The 24997-nt window shown below is 40.0% G+C and carries 20 protein-coding genes and 1 pseudogene; 5 read left to right on the forward strand and 16 right to left on the reverse strand.

Annotation, left to right across the window (positions count from 1 at the left end; all coding sequences use genetic code 11):
• Nucleotides 1–9 precede the first annotated feature (9 nt).
• A complete protein-coding gene (ubiH, locus tag NYR60_RS01865; RefSeq protein ID WP_279467456.1) occupies nucleotides 10–1209 on the forward strand; it encodes a 2-octaprenyl-6-methoxyphenyl hydroxylase in 1200 nt (399 codons plus the stop codon).
• Between the two features lie 32 nt (nucleotides 1210–1241).
• On the opposite strand, the gene NYR60_RS01870 is transcribed toward ubiH, so the two are convergent.
• The 16 genes and pseudogenes from NYR60_RS01870 to fruB form a co-directional block, all read right to left on the reverse strand.
• Entirely contained in the window at nucleotides 1242–1718 is a 477-nt protein-coding gene (locus NYR60_RS01870; protein ID WP_279467458.1) for a DNA repair protein, read from the reverse strand.
• Nucleotides 1719–1774: 56 nt separating this feature from the next.
• On the reverse strand, nucleotides 1775–2494 hold the full coding sequence (locus NYR60_RS01875; protein WP_279467459.1) for a lipoprotein Hlp: 720 nt from the start codon (nucleotides 2492–2494) through the stop codon (nucleotides 1775–1777).
• A 79-nt stretch (nucleotides 2495–2573) separates the two neighbouring features.
• Nucleotides 2574–3059: a hypothetical protein gene (locus NYR60_RS01880; protein WP_279467460.1), complete on the reverse strand. Its 486-nt coding sequence runs from the start codon at nucleotides 3057–3059 to the stop codon at nucleotides 2574–2576.
• A gap of 139 nt (nucleotides 3060–3198) precedes the next feature.
• Nucleotides 3199–4380 carry an FAD-dependent monooxygenase gene (locus tag NYR60_RS01885; RefSeq protein WP_279467462.1) on the reverse strand — a complete coding sequence of 394 codons (1182 nt, stop codon included), beginning with the start codon at nucleotides 4378–4380 and terminating at the stop codon, nucleotides 3199–3201.
• 79 nt (nucleotides 4381–4459) lie between these two features.
• Entirely contained in the window at nucleotides 4460–5326 is an 867-nt protein-coding gene (gene rapZ, locus NYR60_RS01890) for an RNase adapter RapZ (RefSeq protein ID WP_279467464.1), read from the reverse strand.
• A 30-nt stretch (nucleotides 5327–5356) separates the two neighbouring features.
• A complete protein-coding gene (locus tag NYR60_RS01895) occupies nucleotides 5357–5872 on the reverse strand; it encodes a PTS sugar transporter subunit IIA (RefSeq protein WP_279467466.1) in 516 nt (171 codons plus the stop codon).
• A gap of 51 nt (nucleotides 5873–5923) precedes the next feature.
• Entirely contained in the window at nucleotides 5924–6649 is a 726-nt protein-coding gene (gene lptB / locus NYR60_RS01900) for an LPS export ABC transporter ATP-binding protein (RefSeq protein WP_279467952.1), read from the reverse strand.
• 12 nt (nucleotides 6650–6661) lie between these two features.
• Nucleotides 6662–7162: pseudogene (lptA, locus tag NYR60_RS01905) on the reverse strand (lipopolysaccharide transport periplasmic protein LptA); the annotation flags it as partial.
• A 26-nt stretch (nucleotides 7163–7188) separates the two neighbouring features.
• Entirely contained in the window at nucleotides 7189–7782 is a 594-nt protein-coding gene (gene lptC, locus NYR60_RS01910; protein WP_279467468.1) for an LPS export ABC transporter periplasmic protein LptC, read from the reverse strand.
• Nucleotides 7783–7946: 164 nt separating this feature from the next.
• Nucleotides 7947–10586, reverse strand: a complete 2640-nt coding sequence (ppc, locus tag NYR60_RS01915) for a phosphoenolpyruvate carboxylase (protein ID WP_279467470.1) — start codon at nucleotides 10584–10586, stop codon at nucleotides 7947–7949.
• A gap of 218 nt (nucleotides 10587–10804) precedes the next feature.
• Complete coding sequence (locus tag NYR60_RS01920; protein WP_279467472.1) at nucleotides 10805–11632, reverse strand: TPM domain-containing protein; 828 nt, start codon at nucleotides 11630–11632, stop codon at nucleotides 10805–10807.
• On the reverse strand, nucleotides 11629–12078 hold the full coding sequence (locus tag NYR60_RS01925) for a TPM domain-containing protein (protein WP_279467473.1): 450 nt from the start codon (nucleotides 12076–12078) through the stop codon (nucleotides 11629–11631). The genes NYR60_RS01920 and NYR60_RS01925 overlap by 4 nt, the downstream gene beginning before the upstream one ends.
• Before the next feature lie 70 nt (nucleotides 12079–12148).
• Nucleotides 12149–12733, reverse strand: a complete 585-nt coding sequence (locus NYR60_RS01930; RefSeq protein ID WP_279467474.1) for a LemA family protein — start codon at nucleotides 12731–12733, stop codon at nucleotides 12149–12151.
• Between the two features lie 155 nt (nucleotides 12734–12888).
• Nucleotides 12889–14550 carry a fructose-specific PTS transporter subunit EIIC gene (locus NYR60_RS01935; protein WP_279467475.1) on the reverse strand — a complete coding sequence of 554 codons (1662 nt, stop codon included), beginning with the start codon at nucleotides 14548–14550 and terminating at the stop codon, nucleotides 12889–12891.
• 157 nt (nucleotides 14551–14707) lie between these two features.
• On the reverse strand, nucleotides 14708–15664 hold the full coding sequence (gene fruK, locus NYR60_RS01940; protein WP_279467476.1) for a 1-phosphofructokinase: 957 nt from the start codon (nucleotides 15662–15664) through the stop codon (nucleotides 14708–14710).
• Between the two features lie 14 nt (nucleotides 15665–15678).
• Nucleotides 15679–17574, reverse strand: a complete 1896-nt coding sequence (gene fruB / locus NYR60_RS01950) for a fused PTS fructose transporter subunit IIA/HPr protein (RefSeq protein WP_431831744.1) — start codon at nucleotides 17572–17574, stop codon at nucleotides 15679–15681.
• Between the two features lie 257 nt (nucleotides 17575–17831).
• Here fruB and glgB point away from each other — a divergent pair, with 257 nt between their 5' ends.
• The 4 genes from glgB (at nucleotide 17832) to glgA (ending at nucleotide 24982) form a co-directional block, all read left to right on the forward strand.
• Complete coding sequence (gene glgB, locus NYR60_RS01955; RefSeq protein ID WP_279467477.1) at nucleotides 17832–20132, forward strand: 1,4-alpha-glucan branching protein GlgB; 2301 nt, start codon at nucleotides 17832–17834, stop codon at nucleotides 20130–20132.
• Entirely contained in the window at nucleotides 20129–22114 is a 1986-nt protein-coding gene (gene glgX, locus NYR60_RS01960; RefSeq protein WP_279467478.1) for a glycogen debranching protein GlgX, read from the forward strand. The genes glgB and glgX overlap by 4 nt, the downstream gene beginning before the upstream one ends.
• A gap of 14 nt (nucleotides 22115–22128) precedes the next feature.
• Entirely contained in the window at nucleotides 22129–23445 is a 1317-nt protein-coding gene (gene glgC / locus NYR60_RS01965; protein WP_279446175.1) for a glucose-1-phosphate adenylyltransferase, read from the forward strand.
• 100 nt (nucleotides 23446–23545) lie between these two features.
• Entirely contained in the window at nucleotides 23546–24982 is a 1437-nt protein-coding gene (gene glgA / locus NYR60_RS01970; RefSeq protein ID WP_279467480.1) for a glycogen synthase GlgA, read from the forward strand.
• Nucleotides 24983–24997 lie beyond the last annotated feature (15 nt).

The following is a 24997-nucleotide window of genomic DNA, read 5'->3' on the forward strand; positions in this document are numbered from 1 at the left end:
GAGGTGGAAATGGGCGAACAATTTGATGTGGTTATTGTCGGTGGGGCAGTGACTGGTTCTGTGTTGGCATTGGCGTTAAGCAGCTTATCACAACATAAGATGCGGATTGCAATCGTTGAAAAACAGTTGCCTAATTACACGCAACAGGGTGGCTTTGATGCTCGTAGTATCGCTTTAGCACAAGGCAGTTTGCAAAAATTTGCTCAAATTCGACCGCTTGTCGGCAACTCACTTGCCGAACAAATTCAGCAAATTGCGACACCGATTCAGCAGATTCAAGTATCGGATCTCGGACATTTCGGTAAAACGACATTAAAAGCGAGTGAACTAAATGTAGCACAATTAGGCGTTGTGGTTGAACTTGCGAAATTAGGCAAAATTTTAACCGCTTGTATTGAGCGACAACCAAATATTCATTGCTTTTGCCCGAATCAAATTACTCATTTTGAACGGTCACAAACGGAGGTTTTGATTAGACTGCAAAGTGGTGAACAAATTCGTACACAATTAATGGTGGCAGCAGACGGGGTTCAATCCCAGATTGCTCTACAATGTGGCGTTGATACCGAGTTATTGAAGGATTATCAACAATCAGCTTTGATTGCCAATGTAGAAATTAGTGAACCGCATCAAGGACAGGCTTTTGAACGTTTTACGACGCAAGGGCCGTTAGCCTTATTGCCGTTAAGTGATAATCGAATGTCATTAGTTTGGTGTGTGAAACAAGCAGAAGATTTGCTGAGCCTTGCCGATGAAGATTTTCTTTCACAATTACAGCAGCAATTTGGTTGGAAATTAGGGCGGTTCAAGCAAGTCAGCAAGCGGTTTGTTTATCCGCTCACTTCGCAAAAAGCACAATCGCATATTCATCATCGTTTGGCGATAGTCGGTAATGCTGCACAATTATTGCATCCGGTTGCGGGGCAAGGCTTTAATCTTGGAATGCGAGATCTGTTTACCCTTGCACAACTGTTGGCAAAAGCCTCTGCAGAAGGCAAAGACTTAGGCGAATTTGCATTGTTAAATCAATTTGAACAATCAAGAAAGTTAGATCAGACACAAATTATCAGATTAACAAGCGGTCTGGTTTCATTATTTTCTTGCGATTTTTTACCGTTGCAAGCGGTCAGGAATTTAGGATTATTGGCGATTTCGCATAGCAAGTTATTGCGAGAAAATATCGCAAATAAAGCGCTAGGTTGGCAATAAAAAAGAAAAGGACGCATTTAGCGTCCTTTGGTTTATAGTTGATATTTTTTTATTAATTTTAATTTTTCATGTGAGATTTCATTACCTAATTGGGTAATCATTTTCCCTTTATCTTGAACTGATTGAGCCAAGGCTTCATTAGGTTGAGATTCTAATTTAATCATATCTCTGAAGGTTTCTTGGCTTAATTGCAAAGCCCTTAATCCAATATTTTTAATGGGAAGAATTTCATTATTTTGGATATCCAAATAGTCTAAAGAAGCCTGAATGGTATCGACTTCTTCTAAATAATGCTGCATTGCCTCAATTCGGGCATGAGAATTTTTGGCAGTTTCTAACCCATACATTGCAAATGCGGTCGCTTGAATATAATCATTACCGTAAACTTCATCCCAATGATGAAAGCGTTGAAAATCAGCTTGTGGAGAGTGGTTTTTTTGTATTGAGGTACAGGCAGTAAGACTTAAAAAAATAACAAAAGAAAGTATCGTTTTTATTATGTTGTACATTTTGGGCGGTATTAATTTAATGTAAAAAGGCTAGGCAGAAGCCTAGCCGGTAAATATTATTTTTGTGGAGCTGGAGCTGGAGCTGGAGCTGGAGCTGGAGCTGGAGCTGGAGCTGGAGCTGGAGCTGGAGCTGGAGCTGGAGCTGGAGCTGGAGCTGGAGCTGGAGCTGGAGCTGGAGCTGGAGCTGGAGCTGGAGCTGGAGCTGGAGCTGGAGCTGGAGCTGGGCCATATTTCGCAGTTAGTTCAGCCTCAATTTTTTGACCTTCCGTTGCAATCTTATCTAATTGAGCTTGTAATTCACTAAATGCTTTATGTGCTTCAGGTGTTGGATTTTTTGCAAGTTTATCATTTTCAGCAATCATTTTAGCACCTAATGCCATAGCTTCAAGTGCTTTATCTTTCAGTGCATTTACTTGTGCATCTTTGATATCTAAAGTCGCGGCACTTTTTTGGATATTTTCAATTTGAGCAAGCACAGCTTTATTCATTGTATCTTGAATAAGTGCAGCATCTTTTGCTTTTTCACCTAATTTTTCGATTTCTGCATTAATTGCATCACCGATAGATTTCTCTTGCACTTGTTGCCATTCTTGGAATTTTTTGTAATCTTCCGCACCGGTATCCGCAGCTTTTTCAACTGGTTTTGTCGCTTCCGGTTGTGTTTGAGTTGCTGGGGCTTGTGTCGCTGGTTCAGTAGTTTTATTAGCCGGCTTATCACAAGCAGTTAAAAACAAAGCAAATAATGCTGTGGCACTAATTTTTGTGAATTTTGTCATTTTATTACCTATTTATGTGGAAAAAGGCTAGTACCTTTTCGGCACTAACCTTGATTTATTTTAGCTTAGATTCGCAAAATTATTTTTCAAATTTTGCTTTTAAATCAGCTTGTAATTTTTGAAGTTCTTGAGCTGTTTGAGTTAACTGTTGAGTTTTAGCTTGAATTGCCTGTTGAGCAGCTTGATCAGCTGTTGGTGCTGCCATCAGTTTTACTTGTTCGGTTAAGACTTCGTTTGATAAACCTAAAACTGCTTTAGTTTTATCTTTTAATGCTTTAATTTCTTCGCTTTTTACATCAATAGTATCTAAACTTTTTAATGTTTCTTGTACTTTACCTGCGAAACTGTTTAATAACGTTTCTAACGCTTTAGGATCTTTTTGTTGTTGACCCATTACTTCAGTTAATTGTTTTTGGAACTCAGCTTGAGCAGTCGCTTGAGTTTTCTCTTGCATTTGGTACCACTCTTGGAATTTTTTATAATCTGCAGCAGGATCTGCTTTGTTACATGCTGTTACGCTGAATGCTAAAAGTGCTACTGCACCAAGTGTTGCTAATTTTTTCATTAGTATTCCTTAAAAATAAGATTAAAATTCCCTTAAAGGGAAGCTGTTGATTGTACCCGATAATAGACCAGTACTGAAAAGAGTAGTTCAGTAAAAACTTGTATACCTTAGTTGTTTGGTTAAAAAGTAAGCAATTAGGTTAAATACCAACAGCTTGAGCTAAGAAAAATTTTTTCAACGGTGGTAATTGATCAGTTACTGATAACCCGACACCCCTAATAAATTTTTTGAGCGGATGATTGCCGTTAAACAGTTGCTTTAATCCTTCCATTGCCGTTAATAATTTAATAGCTTCGGCTTTACGGATTCGTTCAAAGCGGCGTAAATGACGGTATTCACCAATATCATTACCTACTACTGAGTGTTGTTTGATTTCTTCTGCTAATGTGATGGCATCTGCAAATCCTAAATTCACACCTAGTCCGGCAAGCGGATGAATAGTATGAGCAGCATCACCAATTAATGCAATTCGAGATTGAGCAAAATCACGGGCGTAACGAGCAACAAGTGGGTAAATGGATCTTTCACTTTGTACTTCAACCAAACCCAAACGGTTGTCAAAAGCGATGGTTAACGCCCGATTGAATTGTTGCTCATCACACGCTTGTAATTGTTGAGCTTTATCTGGTAGCAAAGACCATACGATAGAACAGAGGTGTTGATCCGGTAACGGTAAAAACGCCAAAATACTCTCAGGAGAGAAAATCTGTTGTGCCGTATATTGATGCGATTCTACTGTTTTAACATTACATACTAACGCAGTTTGCTCATAATCCTTGCTCGTTAGCGGAATATGAATTTGTTTTCGTAACCAAGAATGCGCACCGTCTGCTCCCACCACTAATTTAGCACTAATCATTTCACCGTTCTCTAAGGTTAGAAAAGCACCATTTTCACTAATCCCAATCGTTTGAGGGGCGCTTAAAATGATTTCGACATTATTTTGTTGGCTAACTTTTTGCCATAGTGCCGTTTGGATTTGATTATTTTCAATAATAAATCCAAGCTGATGGAGTGCTAATTGCTGAATAGCAGGATCATTATTATCAAATTCAATGCGGGCAAAACTATCCTGTTCCCATACCGACATTTTTTGGTAAGGCGATAAACGTTCTGGCGGAATAAGTTGAAATGCACCGATCTGTTTAAGCATTTTCTCGCTAGTGGCATTAATCGCACTAACACGATTAGAGAATGTTTGGTCGGTTTTCGGAATGTACCGCTCAATAATTTTAATTTGAAGATCGGTATCGGCTAGTAATGCAGCGAGAGCAAGCCCGACCATTCCCCCGCCAATAATGACAATATCTGCTGATTTCATATAAGTATCGTATAAATGAGAAGCGGTCATATTTAGACATAAATCAGCAAAAATTTATGTCGACTTGACCGCATGTTAATTAGCTTGTTTTCTTATGATGCTTTTCCAAACTACGATGACGAATTTGTACATCTTTATCTCTGCTTTGGAAATATTTTGCCAGTTGTTCTGCGATAAATACAGAACGGTGTTTACCACCAGTACAGCCGATAGCAATCGTAAGGTAGCTACGATTGTTTTTTTCTAACATTGGCAGCCACATTTCCAAATAACTACGAGTTTGGTAGATAAAATTATGTACTTCGGTTTGGCGTTCTAAGAAATCAATGACAGGTTGCTCCAAACCGGTCATTGGACGTAATTCTGGATTCCAATGTGGGTTAGGTAAGAAACGTACATCAAATACATAATCCGCATCAGCTGGCAACCCATATTTAAAACCGAAGGATTCAAATACGATTTTAAGGGCTTTATCACTGGATCCTCTTAAAATACCGCGTAAATTTTCAGCTAACTCGTGCGAAGAAATATTTGTGGTATCAATAATGTAATTGGCGTGTTGAAAAAGAGGCTCTAATAACGTGCTTTCTAAATCAATCGCACTTTCCAATGAAAGATCTTTCGTTGAGAGAGGATGTAAACGACGAGTGTCACTATAACGACGAATAAGTGTGTTACGATCACAATCAAGAAAAATAATTTTAGTGTTAATCGTGAGTTTTGATAATGTAGCGAGTAATTCCTCTAATCTTTGCGGATTTTCCGGTAAATTCCTTATATCTAAACTAACAACGGCTGAACGCTCTGAACTGGAAAGAAACTCAGCTAATTGAGGAATAAGCGGTAGAGGGAGATTATCTACGCAGTGATAACCGACATCTTCTAAAGCTCTTAATGCAACGGACTTTCCCGAACCGGATCGTCCGCTAATAATAACTAATTCCATAGCTTTCCTCTAAAATAAAATACATCAAGATTATGATACTTGACTTTCAATATGAGTATCGGCATAAACCAATAATTGCCAAATATCTTCAATATTATCTGCTGAACGTAATTGTTTAGCTAATGTTTTATCGCTTAATTTATATGCAATTTCTTGCAGGCCGTTTTTGTATTGTTCGCAACAATTTTCCGGGATCATAATGGCATAAATAAGATCGACTTCTTTATTATCGCTCGCTTCGTAATCAATCGGTGTTTCAAGCTGGATAAAAGCAGCTATTGGCTTTTCGATCTCGGATGTAGAATAAGGAAATTTAGCGTGAGGAAGAGCAATACCGTTATTGATACTGGTAGAACCTAATTTCTCACGTTTAAATAAATTACTGAAACATTCAATTGGACAGACACACTCTTCTTCAGAACTAGGGTTTGTTTTATTTAATGATTCCGCAATAATTTTACCGGCTAATTCAAGTACTCTTTTTTTACTTGAAACAAGTACGCCCTGACGGATTCTATCAGGTGTTAGAAATTCAGTTAATTTCATATGACTATTATTTGGATAAGTAAAAATTTACTTATCCATATAGATTAAAAGTTAAAGTTTAAACTGATCGCCTAAGTAAACACGTTTTACATCAGGATTATTTAATACTTCTGTCGGTGTTCCGCTTGCGATCATTTGACCGCTACCAACAATATAGGCACGTTCACAAACATCAAGCGTTTCACGTACATTATGGTCAGTAATTAATACGCCTAAGCCTCGTTCTTTTAAATTAACGATGATTTTTTTGATATCAATCACAGAAATGGGGTCAACCCCAGCAAAAGGCTCATCCAACAGAATAAATTGTGGGTTTGCTGCTAATGCTCGGGCGATTTCAACACGGCGACGTTCACCGCCTGAAAGTGATTGACCGAGGCTATTACGAATATGCTCGATATGAAATTCACTAATTAATTCATCGGCACGTGCTTTGCGTTGTTGGTTATTCAAATCCTTACGCACTTGCAAAACAGCCATAAGGTTATCATAAACACTTAAACGGCGGAAAATGGAGGCTTCTTGAGGAAGATAACCAATTCCTTGTTTTGCTCTGTCGTGCATCGGTAAGGTACTCATATCTTGCTCATCAATACGAATTTTACCTTGATCGTGACGAACTAAACCAACCACCATATAGAAGGTGGTCGTTTTGCCTGCTCCGTTCGGGCCAAGTAAGCCGACAATTTCCCCTGCTTTCACATTTAAACTGACATCTTTTACTACTTGGCGATTTTTATAGCTTTTTGCTAAATGTTCTGCATAAAGCGTTGGCATTGACTTACCTATTTTTTTCTTATTGTTTAATTCATTTGGAATTAACACGGTTCTTACACGTGATTTATTTCCGCTCGTTGCTTTTAATTGCTGTTTTTTGACATCATAAGTAATTTTACTTGCTTTAATAAAACTACCTTGCTGTTTTAATTCTGCATTGCCGATTAGGGTTAAGAACTCAGAATTTAAATCATAATGAACATTGTTGCCTTTGCCGTTAACCGGTTTTCCATTATCAAGTGTTTGCTTGAAAGTCACGGGAGAACCATTTGCATCAATCGTTTCTTTTTTACCCTCTTGACGCGTGATTGTTACTTTACTTGCTGTAACTCGAATCGAACCCTGAGTAATGACAACATTATCGCTAAATACAACAACATTACTATTCATATCTAGAGATTGGCTTCCGGAATCAATATTAATCGGTTGATCTGTATCGCCTTTGAGTGCATGAGCAGAAATACTTGCTCCGAGTAAAGTCGTGAGAACGACTGTTTTCATTAAAAATTTCATTATATGTCCTTAGGAGATCGAAATCTCTAATCTTTATTTTCGTTAGATTGTCGAATAATTGTCGGTTCAAGATAGGTTTTTACATCTTTAGTAATTGTTGCAACCTGTTGTTTCAAATTACCTTTTAAACCTGTCCCGCTGGTAGTAAAGCCTAAGCCGACAGATTTCACAACACTATCGGTAAATACATCTTGTGTATTTAAATCAACTGATAATTTATCTGTTTCAATTTTCTGTAAACGAGAGGTCGGCTCAAGTGCTTGTAATTTTACATTACCTGTTAGATTTAATATCTTTTCTTTAGTAATTTCTGCGTGATCGGCACTAACTTTCCATTGTTTTAGTGCTGTTTTGCTATCAAATAAGTCTACAAACGGCTTTAAAAATTCCGTTCTCTCGGTTGATTCATAACGCTTTATTTCATCAGCTTGAGCGAAATACTGCGGATTCCCTTTTATATCATATACCGATGTACTCATTTTATTGCCGGTATAGTCAGGGTTTCCTTCTTTTTTAATTAATTGATCTAAGCCATCATTCTCCGGCTTCTGCTGGCTGAAATACCAACCGCTCAGAGCTGCGACAATTACTAATAGAATGATATTTAGTCGAATATTCATAAACGTTTAAATAGAGTAAACACAATTTGTGATTTTAACATAATTTTTAAAAGGGATATAGCGACCGAAAGCGAGAAATCTCGTAAGAATGCGTAAACTTTTCTATAAAAAAGACCGCTTACTATAGTAGATAAGCGGTCTGTTTTACTGATTTTTTAGCAATGCTAGCCTGTATTACGCATACCTGCGGCAATACCGGTAATCGTGATCATTAGAGCTTGTTCTAAAGCGGGATCTTGGGTTTCTCCTTGACTACGTAAACGTTGTAATAACTCGACTTGTAATAAGTTTAGCGGATCGGTATATACATTACGTAATGCAATCGATTCTGCAATCCAAGGCAAATCTGCCATTAATTGGCCATCATGAGAAAGCGAGAGAACAGTTTGAATATCCGCCGCTAATTGCGTGCGAAGTTCTTTACCCAAACGGTGTAATTCTTTTGCGACCAAACGTTGGTCATAATGTTCGGCAAGCCATAAATCCGCTTTTGAGAAGACCATTTCCAGCATACCGATACGGGTAGAGAAGAACGGCCATTCTTTACACATTTCTTTAAGGGTGGCTTCATCGCCCTGTTCAATCATTTGACGAAGTGCTGCACCGGCACCGAGCCAAGCCGGTAACATCAGGCGGTTTTGCATCCAAGCGAAAATCCATGGAATTGCACGTAAGCTTTCTACACCACCGTTCGGATTACGTTTTGCCGGACGAGAACCTAGCGGCAGTTTGGATAATTCTTGTTCCGGTGTCGCACTGCGGAAATATGGGACAAAATCCGGTTCACCACGCACAACGCCGCGATAAATTTCGCATGAAATATCAGCACCTTTGTTCATAATATCTCGCCACGCTTGTTTTGGTTCAGGCGGTGGTAATAAATTAGCTTCTAAAATGGCACTTGCATAGAGATTTAAGGTTTCTACCGCAACGGCTGGTAAACCGAGTTTGAAACGAATCATTTCGCCTTGTTCGGTGACACGTAAACCAGATTTTAATGAGCGAGGCGGTTGTGATAATAATGCAGCGTGTGCCGGTGCACCACCACGACCGACTGTGCCGCCACGACCGTGGAATAAGGCTAATTCGATATGATATTTTTCCGCTAAATTGACTAACGCTTCTTGTGAACGATATTGCGCCCAACTTGCCGCTAACATACCGGCATCTTTCGCTGAGTCTGAATAGCCGATCATCACCATTTGGTAATTATTGATTACGCCACGATACCAGCCGATATTAAATAAATCGGTCATCACTTTTTCACTATGGTCTAAATCGTCTAATGTTTCGAACAGCGGTGCAACCGGTACGGTATATTTACAGCCGGCTTCTTTTAATAATAAATGTACTGCTAACACATCAGAAGCTTCACGTGCCATAGAAATCACATAAGCGGAAATTGTACCTTCAGGTTGTTGTGCAACCACTTTACAAGTATCTAAAATTTCTTGTGTTTCAGGACTTGGTGTCCAGTTAGTCGGTACTAAAGGACGGCGAGAGCTTAATTCACGTACTAAGAATGCTTGTTTGTCGTCTTCGGTCCATTGTGCGTAATCGCCTAAACCGATATAGCGAGTAATTTCAGCAATTGCCATTTCATGACGGGTACTTTCTTGGCGAATATCTAAACGAGATAAGCCTAAGCCGAAGCAACGAATACGGCGTAAGCAGTCTAATAAACCACCATTTGCAATAATACGCATACCGCAAGCGTGTAATGACCGGTAGCAGTCATAAAGCGGTTCCCATAATTCATTGTCACAAGTGATAATTTCGTTTGGATCAATAGTAGTTACTTTGCCTTCAATAAGCTCGCCAAAGTAAGTGAGAGTTTTCTGTAATTTTGCACGTAATCCTTTAACCACAACACGATACGGTTCAACATGATCACCATATTTTGCACGGAATTCAGGCGTACACTGTACAATGGAAAGCTCTTCGGCTAAATCACTGATATCATTTAAAAATAACTCTGCTGCTTTCCAACGGTTCATGTGTAACACTTTGCGTGTCACTTCCGAGGTAACAAACGGGTTACCGTCGCGGTCACCGCCCATCCAAGAAGAGAAACGTACCGGAGCAAGCGCTACGTCATGTTGTACACCAAAATGTTTTTCTAATTGGAAATTCAGTTCACGGCAGAAATCAGGTACGGCTTTCCATAAGCTGTTTTCAATAATTGCCATGCCCCATTTAGCTTCATCAACTGGTGTTGGACGTGCCGCACGGATCTCATTGGTATGCCATGCAAGCGCAATCAATTGCATTAAACGGCGTTTAAGTTTGGTTTGTTCCGCATCGGTTAAATCATCATGTTCTAATTGGCCCAAGCATTTATTGATTTCAACATGTTTATGTACTAATGAACGGCGGGTAACTTCGGTTGGGTGTGCGGTTAACACCAATTCAACCAATAATTTCTCAACGGTTTTGATGACGGTTTCAACCGGTGTATTTTGTGCTTTTAAACGAGCAAATAAAGCACCTAATGAACGGTTACCTAATGATGCGTCTTGATGATGACGTGAGATAGTCTGATATTGTTCGGCAATATTGGTGAGGTTTAAGAATTGGCTAAATGCACGTGCAACAGGTAATACGTCTTCAGTCGAGATATTCGCCAATTTATCTAGTAACTGCTCACGTGCTTTTTCGTTACCAGCTCGGGAATCTCTTGAAAGTACACGAATACTTTCTATCAATTCTAAAATGTCGTTACCTTGGGCTTCACGGATGGTTTCGCCTAAAAAATCACCAAGCATATGGATGTTGTTACGCATAGCGGAGTATGGCTGGTTCATAATTTTTTCCTATGTATTGCATAAATTTAATTAGGGGTAGATATACCTAAAAATAGGCAAAATAGCAATAAGGAATTAATTAATTTTATGAAATAATGATAAAACGCAATAAATAATGCTATTTACTTTAAATAAAAAATAAAGCGGTCAAATTTAGGAAGTTTTTTTGAAAATTTTCCCCAAAATTTAACCGCTTATAATGAGTTTGAGATGCTTGTTTACCAGCTACCGCCTGCACCGCCACCGCCGGAAGAACCTCCGCCGAAGCTGTCACCGCTACCTCGACTTCCTCCGCCGAAGCCTCCTCCAAATCCGCCGGAAGAACCGCCACCAAAGCCACCGCCGAATCCACCTCTATGGCGAGATGAATTGATGATGATTCTACCTAATTGATCTGCGGCACTTGGGCTAATATATTGCGTATTTCTTCCTGGTCGGAAAATTAAGAAAATCACAATACCGGCAACAAGGAAGAACAGTAGACCGTCAATTTGCTCTAAAGATTCTTCACCTGCGTCTTCTCCATAACTATCATAAGCGGCATATTCGCCGTTAATTGCCGCCATAATCGCCGATAAACCGCTGGCAATCCCTTCCGCATATAAGTTTTGTTTGAAATAGGGTGTAATGTTGTGGCGAATAATGGTTGAAGCAATCGCATCAGGCAATGCACCTTCTAAGCCTCGACCGGTTGCAATAAACAGTTTTCGATCGTTTTTTGCAATCAGTAATAATACGCCGTTATTCTCATTATTTTTGGTGCGACCAATGCCCCATTTATTAAATAAGTTATGCGAATAACTTGCGACATCTTCGCCATTGGTTGATGGCACAATTACCACAATAATTTGCGAGCTGGTTTTCGTACGGTTAGCAATTAGCGCATCTTCTAAAGTTCGCCATTCTTGTTGAGTTAAGGTTTTGGTGTAATCGGTCACATAATAAAAAGGATTCGGTGCAGCAGGGTAGTTATCTGCAGCAGTAGCTTTTAATGTGAAAAATACCAAAAGGATAAACCAAATCGGCTTAAAGAACGCTTTTATCATTTAATTACCACCTCATTTGACAATTCATTCGTATCATTATCACAACGAGGAAAATAAGTGACTAACTGTGCTTCCACTTGTTTAATGCCGTCACAAATTGCTTGAGTATAATCCGCTTGTTGACATTGTTGTTTCATCGCATCATAAACCGATTGCCAAAAAACTTGGCCGACTTTTTCGTGAATCGCTTTATCGCCGACAATCGCTAAGTTGTGTGGTTTAAAAGAGAGATAAATCAGTACGCCGTTACGTTCAGCAGTTTCTCGCATTTTTAATTCATCGAAAAGTTGATTTGCTCGAGTGATAGCATCGGCTTTTGCTTTACTTTTACGTTCGACAACTACGCGTAATTCGGCAGAGGTTTGTTGCTCTAAATGTGAAATTGCCTGTTCGATACGCTGAGTATCAACAGGCAATTTATTTGAAAGAAAAGAAAATAATTTCATATCGTTATCATAAAATTCACGGAAAACATAGAATCTATCCGGACATTCCGTGCTTTCCGTGATAAATCCATTAGTTGAAGTTAACTGTTGGTGCTTTTTCTGAACCTGCTTCCGCTTTGAATTGTGGTTTGGCTTTAAAGCCCATAATCATCGCAGCGATTTTGGTTGGGAACTCACGCACTTGTTTGTTGTATTCTTTCACCGCAGCGTTGAAGTTATTGCGTTCAACATTGATACGGTTTTCCGTACCTTCTAACTGTGCTTGAAGATTTAAAAAACCTTCGTGTGCTTTTAATTCGGGGTATTTTTCAACTGAAACTAATAAACGAGAAAGGGCAGAATTTACACCTTGTTGAGCTTCTTGGAATTTTGCCATTTGTTCTTCGGTTGCATTGTTTGGATCAATGGTTACTGCGGTTGCTTTAGCTCGAGCTTCAATCACAGAGGTTAAGGTTTCTTTTTCAAAGTTTGCTTGACCTTTTACTGTGTTGACTAAGTTAGGGATTAAATCTGCACGACGTTGGTAAGCGGATTCTACATTACCCCATACTGAGTTGATATCTTCTTCTGCACGCATTAAGTCATTATATTTGGTTAAAGAGAAACCGCCGACAGCAAGTACGGCAATCACTAAAATCCATAAAATTTTCTTCATATTAAAAAGTCCTATTTAAGGTTAAAAAAACGGGCGGATTTTATAGGTAAGCGGTCGAATTTCCTAGCAAACTTACAAAAGTTTTCAGAAAAAACGATATGTGTTAGATAAAAAAACGGAGCTTTTTAGCTCCGTTTTTGTTTATTGCAAAAGAATTATTCTGATGCTTTTTGTTTGATTGCCGCGTAAATCACACCGGTTACCACTGAGCCGATTGCGATTGCTACTAAGTACATTGACGGTTGTGAAACGAATGGAATCACAAATAAACCACCGTGTGGCGCTTGGAGTGTGATAGCAAATGCCATTGAGATCGCACCTGCAGTAGCACCGCCTAACACAGAACTGATAATGACACGTACCGGATCTGCCGCAACAAACGGTAATGCACCTTCAGAAATAAAGCATAAACCTAACACGAATGATGCTTTACCTGCATCACGTTGGTTAGAGGTAAATTTATTGCGTGCAATTAAAGTTGCAATCGCCATACCGATAGGTGGAACCATACCGGCTGCCATAACTGCTGCCATTGGCGTATATTGTTGTGAAGCAATTAAACCGACACCGAACGTATATGCCGCTTTATTTACCGGACCTCCCATATCGATACACATCATTGCACCAAGGATTGCACCTAAGATAATCGCATTCGCTTGACCCATTGAATTTAACCATTCAACTAAAGCATCCATAATGCCTTTTACCGGTGGATTGATCAGGTAAATCATCGCTAAACCGACAATCGCAGAACCTAATAGCGGTAGAATTAAAATCGGTTTAAGCGAAGTTAAACTTGCCGGTAATTGAATCACGCCGTTTAAGAATTTCACGGTATAACCCGCAAGGAAACCGGCTACGATACCGCCTAAAATCCCCGCACCGGCTGTCGTGGCTAACATACCACCGATTAAACCGACTGCTAACCCCGGGCGGTCTGCGATAGAGAAGGCGACATAACCGGCAAATACGGCGATCATTAAGTGGAATGCTGCGCCGCCACCGATATCCATTAACGCTTTCGGTAAGCCGCCTGCGATGGTTTCATCTTTAAACGCTTCAATACCAAACATAAATGAAATCGCAATTAATAAACCACCGGCAACCACTAACGGTAACATATGTGAAACACCGGTCATTAAGTGTTTATATAAACCTTTTTTCTCGCCGCTTGCTGAACCTTCAGCTTGTTGTGCAGTCGTTGCACCACCTTGATAAACGGTTGCTTGTGCAAACGCTTTTTCAAATTCTTGTGCCGTTTTCTTCAACGCTAAACCGGTTGAGGTACGGTACATCGGTTTACCTTTGAATTTGTCTAAATCCACGTCAATATCCGCCGCCACGAAAACTAAGTCTGCCGCTGCAATTTCTTCCGCAGAAATCGGGTTACCCGCACCAACTTGACCACGGGTTTCAACTTTAACGTTCCAACCTTGCGCTTTGGCATAGTTTTCAATCGCTTCCGCAGACATAAAAGTATGTGCAACGCCAGTCGGGCAAGCGGTTACTGCTACGATGTTTTTTACACCTGAATTTGATGCGCTAGAAACGGTTGCATTTGCAAAAGTTTTTGCATTTTCGACCGCTTGTTTAAGAATCGTTTCCGGTTGAGTAAAGGCTTGGTCTAAATTCACCACTGCACCTTGTTTGCCGGCAGCAATAGTCGGAATTTCATCGTTAAATAACACGACAAAATCAGCTTGTTCAGCGTTTACAACTTGATGACCTTGTTGCTTGGCTGCCGCTGATAATACTTCATTCACGAGGAAAGCTCGGGCTTTACCCCGTGATTGAGGGAATACAAAGGAAATATTCATTTTGAGATCCTTATAAGTTTGAGAGAATTTTATTTCTCCCTTCTTTAGCAAAGAGGGGCTGGGGGGAGATTTAGCAGAAATAACTTTACACTCATATGAGAATTTGACTCTATAATCAAATCTCCCCTACCCCTCTTTTCTAAAGAGGGGGATTTTATTACAAATTATTAGCTAATTGAGTTAATTTCACCTGTGCCACAATCTCATCTAGGGCATTTCGGTCGCTGATACCAACATTGCTTTGTGATACCGCTAATGCCGATGTACCGCTTGCGAAGGCGAGGGTTTTCGCTTTATTCCAACCTTGAGCAAGCCCATAAATTAAGCCTGCCACCATCGAATCGCCGGCACCGACCGTACTCACAACATTTTGGCAACGAGGCGGTTGAGCTTGAACCACGCCTTCGCTGTTGAGCCATACAGAGCCGTCTGCGCCCATTGAAATAATCACGTTCTCAATACCACCGGCACGTAATTCTTGTGCCGCTGCAATCACTTCTTCTAAGCTGTTTAGCGGACGATTCGCCCAAACTTCTAACTCACGACGATTCGGTTTTACTAACCACGGATGGGCTTTTAAACCTTCGGTTAATGCCGCATTGCTGCTGTCTAATACAACTTTTAAGCCTTGTTGGTGGAGTGATTCCAACCATTGTGAGAATTGTTGCGCCGTTACACCACGAGGGAGTGAACCGCATACCGCCACCAAATCAAACTCTTTTGCCCATTGTTGTGATTGAGCGGTAAAGTTTGCCCAATCTTCAGCGCTAATTTCAAACCCTAAGAAGTTTAAGTCTGTCACATCCGCTTCGGTTTCGGTAATTTTCACGTTAATACGAGTTTTACCGTCAATACGATAGAATTGATCGTCCACACCGTTTTGTTTAAACGATTGAACGAAATCGCCTTGATTTTCAGCACCTAAAAAACCGGTAACTGCTAATTTAACGCCGAGATCCGCTAATACTTTCGCTACGTTGATACCTTTACCGGCAGGGTATAAGCCTAAGGTTTCAACGGTATTTACTTCGCCCACTTCAATGCGTTGTAGGCGGCCGACCAAGTCAAACGCCGGATTTAAGGTTACGGTTGCAATACGTAATTGTTGTGTCATTGTTTGTTCCTTAATTACTCGCCTAAACCCGCAGCAATCGCCGCACTGATACCGTCAATCGCTTTTTGGGCGTCATCACCGGTTGCCACGAAACGTAAGCGGTGCCCTTTTACTACACCTAATGCTACAATTTTCATTAGGCTTTTCGCACTGACTAATTGGCTGTCTCGATCTAAGTTTTGCACAACGATAGTTGCATTATATTTTTTCACTTCGTTGACTAACACCGCACTTGGGCGAGCGTGTAAGCCGTGTTCGTTTTGAATCACGAATGTGCCTTCCACTTGACCTTCTAGTGTAGGCTCAGAAGCGGTCAGATTTGCAGAATTTTGTGCAGATTCAACCGCTTGCGGCTGTGCTACATCTTCAATCGTATCTTCAACCGCAGGCACAAATGAAACGCTTTCACCTAAGCCTTCTACGAATGCTTTTGCTAACGCTTCGATCGCTTGTTGAGCATCTTCACCCTCCGCCACAAAACGTAAACGATGTGCTTGGCTTGCACCTAACGCCACCACTTTCATTGTGCTTTTCGCATTCGCCGGCGCAGTGCCACGATCTAAGTTTTCTACCGTTACTTTTGCCGCAAACGGTTTTAAGGTTTGCACTAAAACAGCACTTGGGCGAGCGTGTAAGCCGTTGTCGTTACGTACGGTGAAAGTACCGATAACCTGACCCGCAGCCGGTTGCTCGGAAGCAGTCGGATTTGCAGAATTTTTTGCAGATTCAACCGCTTGCGGTTGTGCCGTACCTTCAATCGTATCTTCAACCGCAGGTACAAATGAAACGCTTTCGCCTAAGCCTTCTACGAATGCTTTTGCTAACGCTTCGATCGCTTGTTGTGCATCTTCGCCTTCCGCCACAAAACGTAAGCGGTGTGCTTGGCTTGCGCCTAACGCCACCACTTTCATTGTACTTTTCGCATTAGCCGGTGCTGTGCCACGATCTAAGTTTTCTACCGTTACTTTCGCCGCAAACGGTTTTAAGGTTTGCACTAATACTGCACTTGGACGAGCGTGTAAGCCGTTGTCGTTACGCACGGTAAAGGTGCCGATTACTTGACCTGCAATATTCTGAGTAGAAGCGGTTGGATTTTGTCCGCTATTTGCAATATTTTCCCCATTGAATAAAGCAATAATTTGAGTAGCAGACGCTGTACTAAATTGAGTTCTTACTTCATTGCTTAATAAACGGCTTAAGTATGTTTGAAGTGCATTATCCGTTGCGGAAACCGTTACTAAGGTTTGACCGGTTGTGTTACGAGCAACGGCAATACCATTTGCCTGATTACCTTTTGCTGAATCGGAAAGATAAACTTGATTACCGAGATTAAGCGGCAGATTTGCAACAACGTCACTAATAAATGCTTGAGTAACATACGCTTTTTCTTGGAGTTTACCGGCATTAATCGCAGAAAGTGTCACTAAACTTGGCGTATCTACATTTAATGAAATTAATGACTCATCTAATACAGCTAGTGATTTTTTACCGCTTAAAACACGAATAAATTCTTCAACATCTTGTGTTTTTTCTAACACTTCAGCCGCATCTTCATCGCTTAATACGGTTGTTAATTGGCGTAACAGAGTAAGATGTTCGTCTGATTTCGCCGCAATACCGATCGCAACGTATGCTTTATTACCTTCACCCCATTCGACACCTTGAGGAAATTGATAGATTTGTACACCGGTTTCTTTGACTAAGTGACGGGTATCTAATGTGCCGTGCGGAATCGCAATGCCATTACCTAAAAAGGTTGAGGTTTGGGTTTCGCGAGCTAACATTCCTGCTTCGTAACCTTCCGCTACATTACCATTTGTCACTAAACCTGCCGCTACTAATTTAATTGCTTCTTCTTTACTGTTTACAGAAGCATTTAAACAGATATTTTGTGCCGATAAATTGAGCATCTTAACTCCTTATTTGGATTTAATTTAGAAAATAAAAATATTGTGGAATATTGTACTCGAATATTTGCTAAATCGTTCTAGCAAACCTAAAAAAATGTCAAAAAATGTGATCTAGTTCGCATTTTTGCAGAGAAAAGTATGATTTTAATCACAAAAATAAATACTGGTTCAGCAGGAGTATAAAGGCAATGCTATAATGCAAACGTTTTCGTAAAAAGAAAAATAATTTAGTTTCTGAAAAAATGTTGGGGGAGAGCATGAGTGGTTATACGTATTCGAAACAGGATTTAATTTTTATTGAGCAACTTTCCCAAGCCTATTGTAAAGATCCGTTTTCCTACCTCGGTTTACATCAAGTAAATAATCGCTCCTTGATTAGAGTATTTTTACCTGACGCTACCTCAGTAACTATTATTGATTGCGAAGGTAAATGCTTGGCAGAAACACAAAAAATTGATGATTGCGGTTTATTTGTTGCAACCTTAACGACTCAATTTACTACGTTAAATTATCGTTTACGAGTAGGTTATTCATTGGCAGAAATTGAAATGGAAGATCCTTATCGTTTTACGTCTTATCTTTTGCCTTTAGATAATTGGCTCTTATCCGAAGGTACATATCTTCGCCCTTATGAAAAATTAGGTGCTCATTTAGAAAGTCAAGCAGGCGTTTCTGGCGTACATTTTAGTGTATGGGCTCCTAATGCTCGCCGGGTTTCGGTTGTCGGTGATTTTAATCATTGGGACGGGCGTTTGAATCCCATGCGTTTTCACTCGGAAAGTGGCATTTGGGATATTTTCTTACCAAATGTTGAGAAAGGGGCACTTTATAAATTTGAAATTTTAGACAGCAATGGTGCGATTCGTCTGAAATCGGACCCTTACGCATTTGCTTCTCAATTCCGTCCGGATACCGCTTCGGTCGTGACCGGTTTACCGGAAAAAATGGCGATACCTGATAATTTACGTCGAGCTAATGAAGCGGATCAGCCGATTTCTATATATGAAGTTCATCTTGGATCATGGCGTCGTAATCTTGAAAATAACTATTGGTTGAATTACGAAGAAATCGCTAATGAACTGATTCCTTATATAAAAGATATGGGATTTACGCATATCGAATTATTACCCATTACTGAATATCCGTTTGACGGTTCTTGGGGCTATCAACCGACCGGTCTTTATTCTCCGACTAGTCGATTCGGTTCGCCAGAAGATTTACGTACTTTTATTCGTAAAGCTCATGAGGCAGGAATCAATGTCATTCTTGACTGGGTTGTCGGACATTTCCCAACTGATTCGCACGGATTAGCACAATTTGACGGTTCGCATTTATACGAGCATCAAGATCCAAGAGAAGGCTATCATCAAGATTGGAATACCTTAATTTTTAATTATGGTCGTTATGAAGTGCTTAATTATCTTTCTGGAAATGCCTTGTATTGGACCGAGCGATTCGGCATTGACGGATTGCGTGTTGATGCGGTGTCTTCAATGATTTATCGCGATTATTCCCGTAAAGATGGGGAATGGATTCCGAATCAATATGGTGGACGAGAAAATTTAGAAGCATTAGATTTCCTACGTAAAACAAATCAAATGTTAGAAAAAGAAGGACAAGGAGCAGTTGCGATTGCTGAAGAATCGACCTCATTTGCCGGCATTACGCATAGTCCAGCGGAAAACGGCGTCGGTTTCGACTATAAATGGAACATGGGTTGGATGAACGATACCTTACGTTATATGTCGCTTGATCCGATTTATCGTCAGTATCATCACGATTGGATGACATTCGGCATGATGTATCAATACAGTGAAAAATTTATATTACCGCTTTCACATGATGAGGTTGTACACGGTAAAGGATCGTTACTTGGCAAAATGTCAGGTGATTGTTGGCAAAAATTTGCGAATTTACGTGCTTATTACGGCTATATGTGGGGTTATCCGGGTAAAAAATTACTGTTTATGGGGAATGAGTTTGCCCAAGGTCGTGAATGGAATTACAACGAAAGCCTAGACTGGTTCTTATTAGGCGAGCAAGGTGGCGGTTGGCATAAAGGTGTACTGAATTGGGTGCGAGATCTGAACCGTGTTTATAAACAATATCCGGCACTTTATCAGTTAGATTATGACCCTCAAGGTTTTGAATGGTTAGTCGTTGATGATTGGCAACAATCCATCTTTGCCTTTGAGCGTAAAGCTAAAGAAGGGGAAAGCATCATTGTGGTCAGTAACTTTACCCCAGTTGTTCGTCATAACTATCGTATCGGTGTGAATCAGGACGGCAAATATACTGAGATTTTAAATTCGGATGCAGCATATTACGAAGGTAGTAATGTAGGTAATTATGGTGAAATCAAATGTGAGAAAATCGCCTCACACGGAAAAGATTTTTCGATTGAGCTTTCTATTCCACCGCTATCGACGATTTTTATTCGTTGTCAGCCGAATGTGAAAACAGTTAAACTCAGTCGTGAGCCAAAAATGGCATCCGTTCAGGTCAAAGCATCTAAGAAATCAAAAACAGCGAAAAAACAATATAAAAATAAGCAATGAAAGTAACAGCGGGTAGCCCTACGCCATTAGGTGCGAAAGCGGTCGGAAATGGCACAAATTTTGCAATTTTTTCGGAAAATGCGACCGCTATTGAGCTTTGTATTTTTGATAAGCACCAAGAATTACGTTTTTCGATGCAGCGTACCGCTGATATATGGCATTTATTTGTCGAAAATATCGGGGGCGGTACACGTTACGGTTTTCGTGTTAGTGGTTTGGCAGATGAGAAAAACGGGGCGTTATTTAATCCGCAAAAAGTGTTGTTAGATCCATATGCTAAGCAAATTGTCGGGAATCCTTCAGCTAAAACCGAAGATGAATGGCAATATTTTCAGTGGAATGATCCTCGTGATAATGCTCATTTAGCTCCTAAGTCCGTTGTAGTAAATGAAGATAACTTTGATTGGCAAAATGAGGAAAGACCATATTATCCGTGGTCGGAAACCATTATTTATGAATTGCATATAAAAGGATTTAGCCAATTAAATCATAAAATTCCGCCGCATTTACGAGGTACTTATGCCGGTTTAGCTCATCCTGAATCTATCGCTCATTTAAAGCGTTTAGGTGTCACGACAATCGAATTACAACCGATTAGTCGCTATATAGATGAAGTGCATTTGCAAAAAATGGGTAAGACGAATTACTGGGGGTATAGTGTTATCGGGCATTTTGCCGTTGAGTCTCGTTTGGCAAGTAATCAAGAGGATCCGATTTGTGAATTTAAGCATTTAGTCAAAACACTCCACCAAAACGGTTTTGAGGTCATTTTAGATTTAGTCTATAACCATACGGCAGAAGGCGGAAAAGATGGGTTTATGTTGTGTCAAAGAGGTATTGATAACCCAAATTATTATTGGTTGGATGAGCAAGGCGAATATCAAAATTGGACCGGTTGTGGTAATGCTCTTAATCTGACCCATCCACAGGTTTGCCAATGGGCGATAGATAGTTTGGTGTATTGGGTAAATGAATATCATATAGACGGTTTCCGTTTTGATTTGGCAACGACACTTGGTCGAACGCCAAACTTTGAAATGACATCCCCATTTTTTGAAAAGATCAAACAAACACCGGAATTACAACATATTAAATTCATTGCCGAACCTTGGGATATCGGTCCTAATGGTTACCAAGTTGGTGGATTTCCGCTGCAATTTGCTGAATGGAACGATAAATATCGTACGGCAATGCGAGAATTTTTCTTATGTGAAAGTGGCAATTTAGGTGAGTTTGCTCGACGTTTAGCCAGGAGTGATGACCTGTATTGGCAATATTCCCCAGCAAAAAGTATTAATTATTTTGCTTCTCATGACGGTTTTACGTTACAAGATCTCGTGAGTTATAACAACAAACATAATGAAGCAAATAGTGAGTGTAATCGTGATGGCGATAGTCATAATTATAGCAATAATCACGGTGTTGAAGGAGAAACGGATAACGAATTTGTAAATATTTTGCGAGATCAAGCCGCTTGTAGTTTATTAGCAACGCTGTTTTTATCAAATGGTGTGCCAATGTTACTTGCCGGCGATGAGTTAGGACATTCTCAAAAAGGCAATAATAACGGTTATTGCCAAGATAATGAAACAACTTGGATTGATTGGCAAAATGTGAACGAATCAAGAATAGAATATGTAGCAAAATGGATTGCATTACGTAAGCGAATCGCTTTGCTTTCTCATCAAAATCATTGGTGGACGGAAAACGATGTTCAATGGTTTTCTCCGCAAGGAACATTGATGGAAGTGGCAGATTGGCATAATAAGCAATTAAAAGCGTTACAAATTCTGTTACAAGATCATTGGTTGATTTTAATCAATGCCAAGAAAACCACCCAGCAATATGTTTTACCTGATGGAAAATGGCAGCTTTGTATCGGTAAAAATATTGCAACTTTTGTAGCAGGTACGCAATCGATTGCTTTGCAGTTGGAGCAAATGGGCGTATGTGTGCTTCAGAGAAAATTAGGCCTATATTAGCCTAGGAGAAAATTATGCTTACACAAGAAAAAAACGATCTTACAAAAACAGGTCTTGATATTACTAATGATACATTAGTGCTTATCTTAGCGGGTGGTCGTGGCTCTCGTCTTTATGAATTAACCGATAAACGAGCAAAGCCTGCCGTGTATTTCGGTGGTTGTCGTCGTATTATTGACTTTGCATTATCAAACTGTATTAATTCTAATTTATTAAAAGTGGGTGTGATTACCCAGTATGCGGCACACTCGTTACTTCGCCATTTACAACGCGGATGGTCTTTCCTTCCGTATGAACGTAACCAATATATTGATATGTTACCGGCTCGTCAGCAATTGGATGAGAATACTTGGTATCGTGGTACGGCGGATGCGGTTTATCAAAATATGGCGATTATGAAATCACATTACCGTCCTAGATATGTCGTGATTTTAGCTGGCGACCATATCTATAAAATGGATTATACCCAGATGTTGCGTGACCACGTAGAAAGTGGTGCTAAATGTACGGTTGGTTGTATCGAAGTGCCACGTGAGCAAGCAACAGAATTTGGTGTAATGGCAGTAAACGATAAATTAAAAGTCAAAGAATTTGTCGAGAAACCGGCGAATCCGCCAGCAATGCCAGGTAGACCTGATTCATCGCTTGCCTCAATGGGTATTTATGTATTTGATGCAGATTATCTCTATAAAATGTTAGAACAAGAGGCGTCATCGCCGGGTACATCACACGATTTCGGTAAAGATATTATTCCGAAAGCGGTGGAAGAGGGCGTATTATACGCTCATCCGTTTGAGCGTTCTTGCAAAGGTAGAAATGCAAGTGGGGCAATTTATTGGCGTGATGTTGGTACGATTGATAGTTATTGGTCGGCACATATGGATCTCGTTTCAGAACAGCCACAATTAGATTTATATGATGAATCTTGGCCGATTCACGGTCGCCCACAACAAACTGCGCCGGCACGTTTCTATTATAATAAACAAAGACAACGCACTTTAGATAACTCGTTAATTGCCGGTGGTTGTGTGATTACCGATGCTGAAATCAGTAATTCAGTATTATTTAATCGTGTACACGTTGAAGCCGAAGCAATCATTGAGCATAGTGTTATTCTTCCACAAGTCACGATTGGTAAAAACTGTGTGATTAAACGTGCAGTGATTGACCGTCACTGCGTTATTCCTGATGGCTTACAAATTGGGGTAAATGCAGAAGATGATGCGAAACGCTTCCGTGTAAGTAAAGGCGGAATCGTCTTAGTTACGCGAGGTATGTTGGATGCTTTACAAAAGCAACAATCTGAAGCGGAATTAAATCAATCTATTTAGATAATGTTTATGGATCAAGGACGTACATTGTACGTCCTTTAACCGTTTCTATAAGCGGTCGGATTTTTTTATTTTTTACAATCAATGAAATGGCAATTAGATGAAAATTTTACATATTTGCTCAGAAATGTATCCGTTAATTAAAACGGGCGGATTAGCCGATGTGATGGGAGCATTACCTTATGCACAACAAACAGCAGGCAATGATGTTAGAGTGCTGCTTCCTCTGTATCCCCAAGTAGCGGAGAAAATCGGAGAAACTAATGAAGTGGCAACAATTGGTACATTTGCCGGTTTAGTGACGATTCGTTTTACTTATTTTAATGGTTTAGGTGTGTATGTGATTGATGCACCGCATTTATTTCAGCGTTCGGGAAATCCATATCATGACTCAGGTTATGCAGATTATCCGGATAACTATAAACGTTTTGCGCTTTTAGGCTATTTAGGTGCACAAATTTCTGAGGGATTGGATAAATGGTGGGGTAAAGCAGATATTCTACATGCTCACGATTGGCAAGGCGGTTTAGCCTGTGCTTACCTGAAAAGCTGGAATAGTCCGGTAAAAAGTGTATTTACTATTCATAACATTGCGTATCCAGGACGATTCCATTCATATCATCTGCACGAATTAGGTTTACCTTGGCATTTCTTCCAAGCCGAAGGTTTAGAGTTTTATGGTGAGATTTCATATCTTAAAGCCGGATTATATTTTGCAGATAAAATTACAACAGTAAGCCCAACTTATGCGTTGGAAATTACCGAAGAAATTGCCGGTGGCGGTATGCACGGTTTATTACAAACTCGTAAAGCACAAGGTCGATTACATGGTGTATTGAACGGGGTAGATGATGCTGTTTGGAATCCGGAAACAGATACGAATATTGTTGCGACCTATAAACCGAGTTATATGCACGGCAAAGCGAAAAATAAAGTGGAATTACAGAGAATGTTCCACCTACCGGAAGATAAAGATGCAATGTTGATGGTAATGGTGACTCGTTTAACCGAGCAAAAAGGTGCGGATTTTCTGCTTGATCGTATTGATGATGTGATGACTCAACCCGTACAACTTATTGTGTTAGGTAGTGGATCGCCTCATTTAGAGTACTTATTAAATGAAGCTCGTAGTCACTATCCTGAACAAATTGGGATCTATATCGGCTATAACGAAGCACTTTCTCATCAAATTATTGCCGGTGGCGATGTGATTTTAGTGCCTAGCCGTTTTGAACCATGCGGTTTAACCCAGCTTTATGGCTTAAAATATGGTACGTTACCTCTTGTCCGTCGTACGGGTGGATTAGCCGATACTGTTGTAGATAGCCATAAAGAAACGATAGAACAAAGAACGGCTACCGGTTTTGTATTTAATTATCCGAGTAGTGATGATTTCTTAGAGGCTTTCCAGAGAGCAGTAAACTTGTGGCAAAAACAAAAATTATGGTCAAGTGTACGCCAAAATGCATTAGCCCAAGATTTTGGATGGGCGAGAGCTGCTGCTGCATACCAAGCTATTTATCAAGACATTGTATAACGAATTTAATTTATT

Source organism: Actinobacillus genomosp. 2, assembly GCF_029773605.1.
Classification (GTDB): domain Bacteria; phylum Pseudomonadota; class Gammaproteobacteria; order Enterobacterales; family Pasteurellaceae; genus Actinobacillus.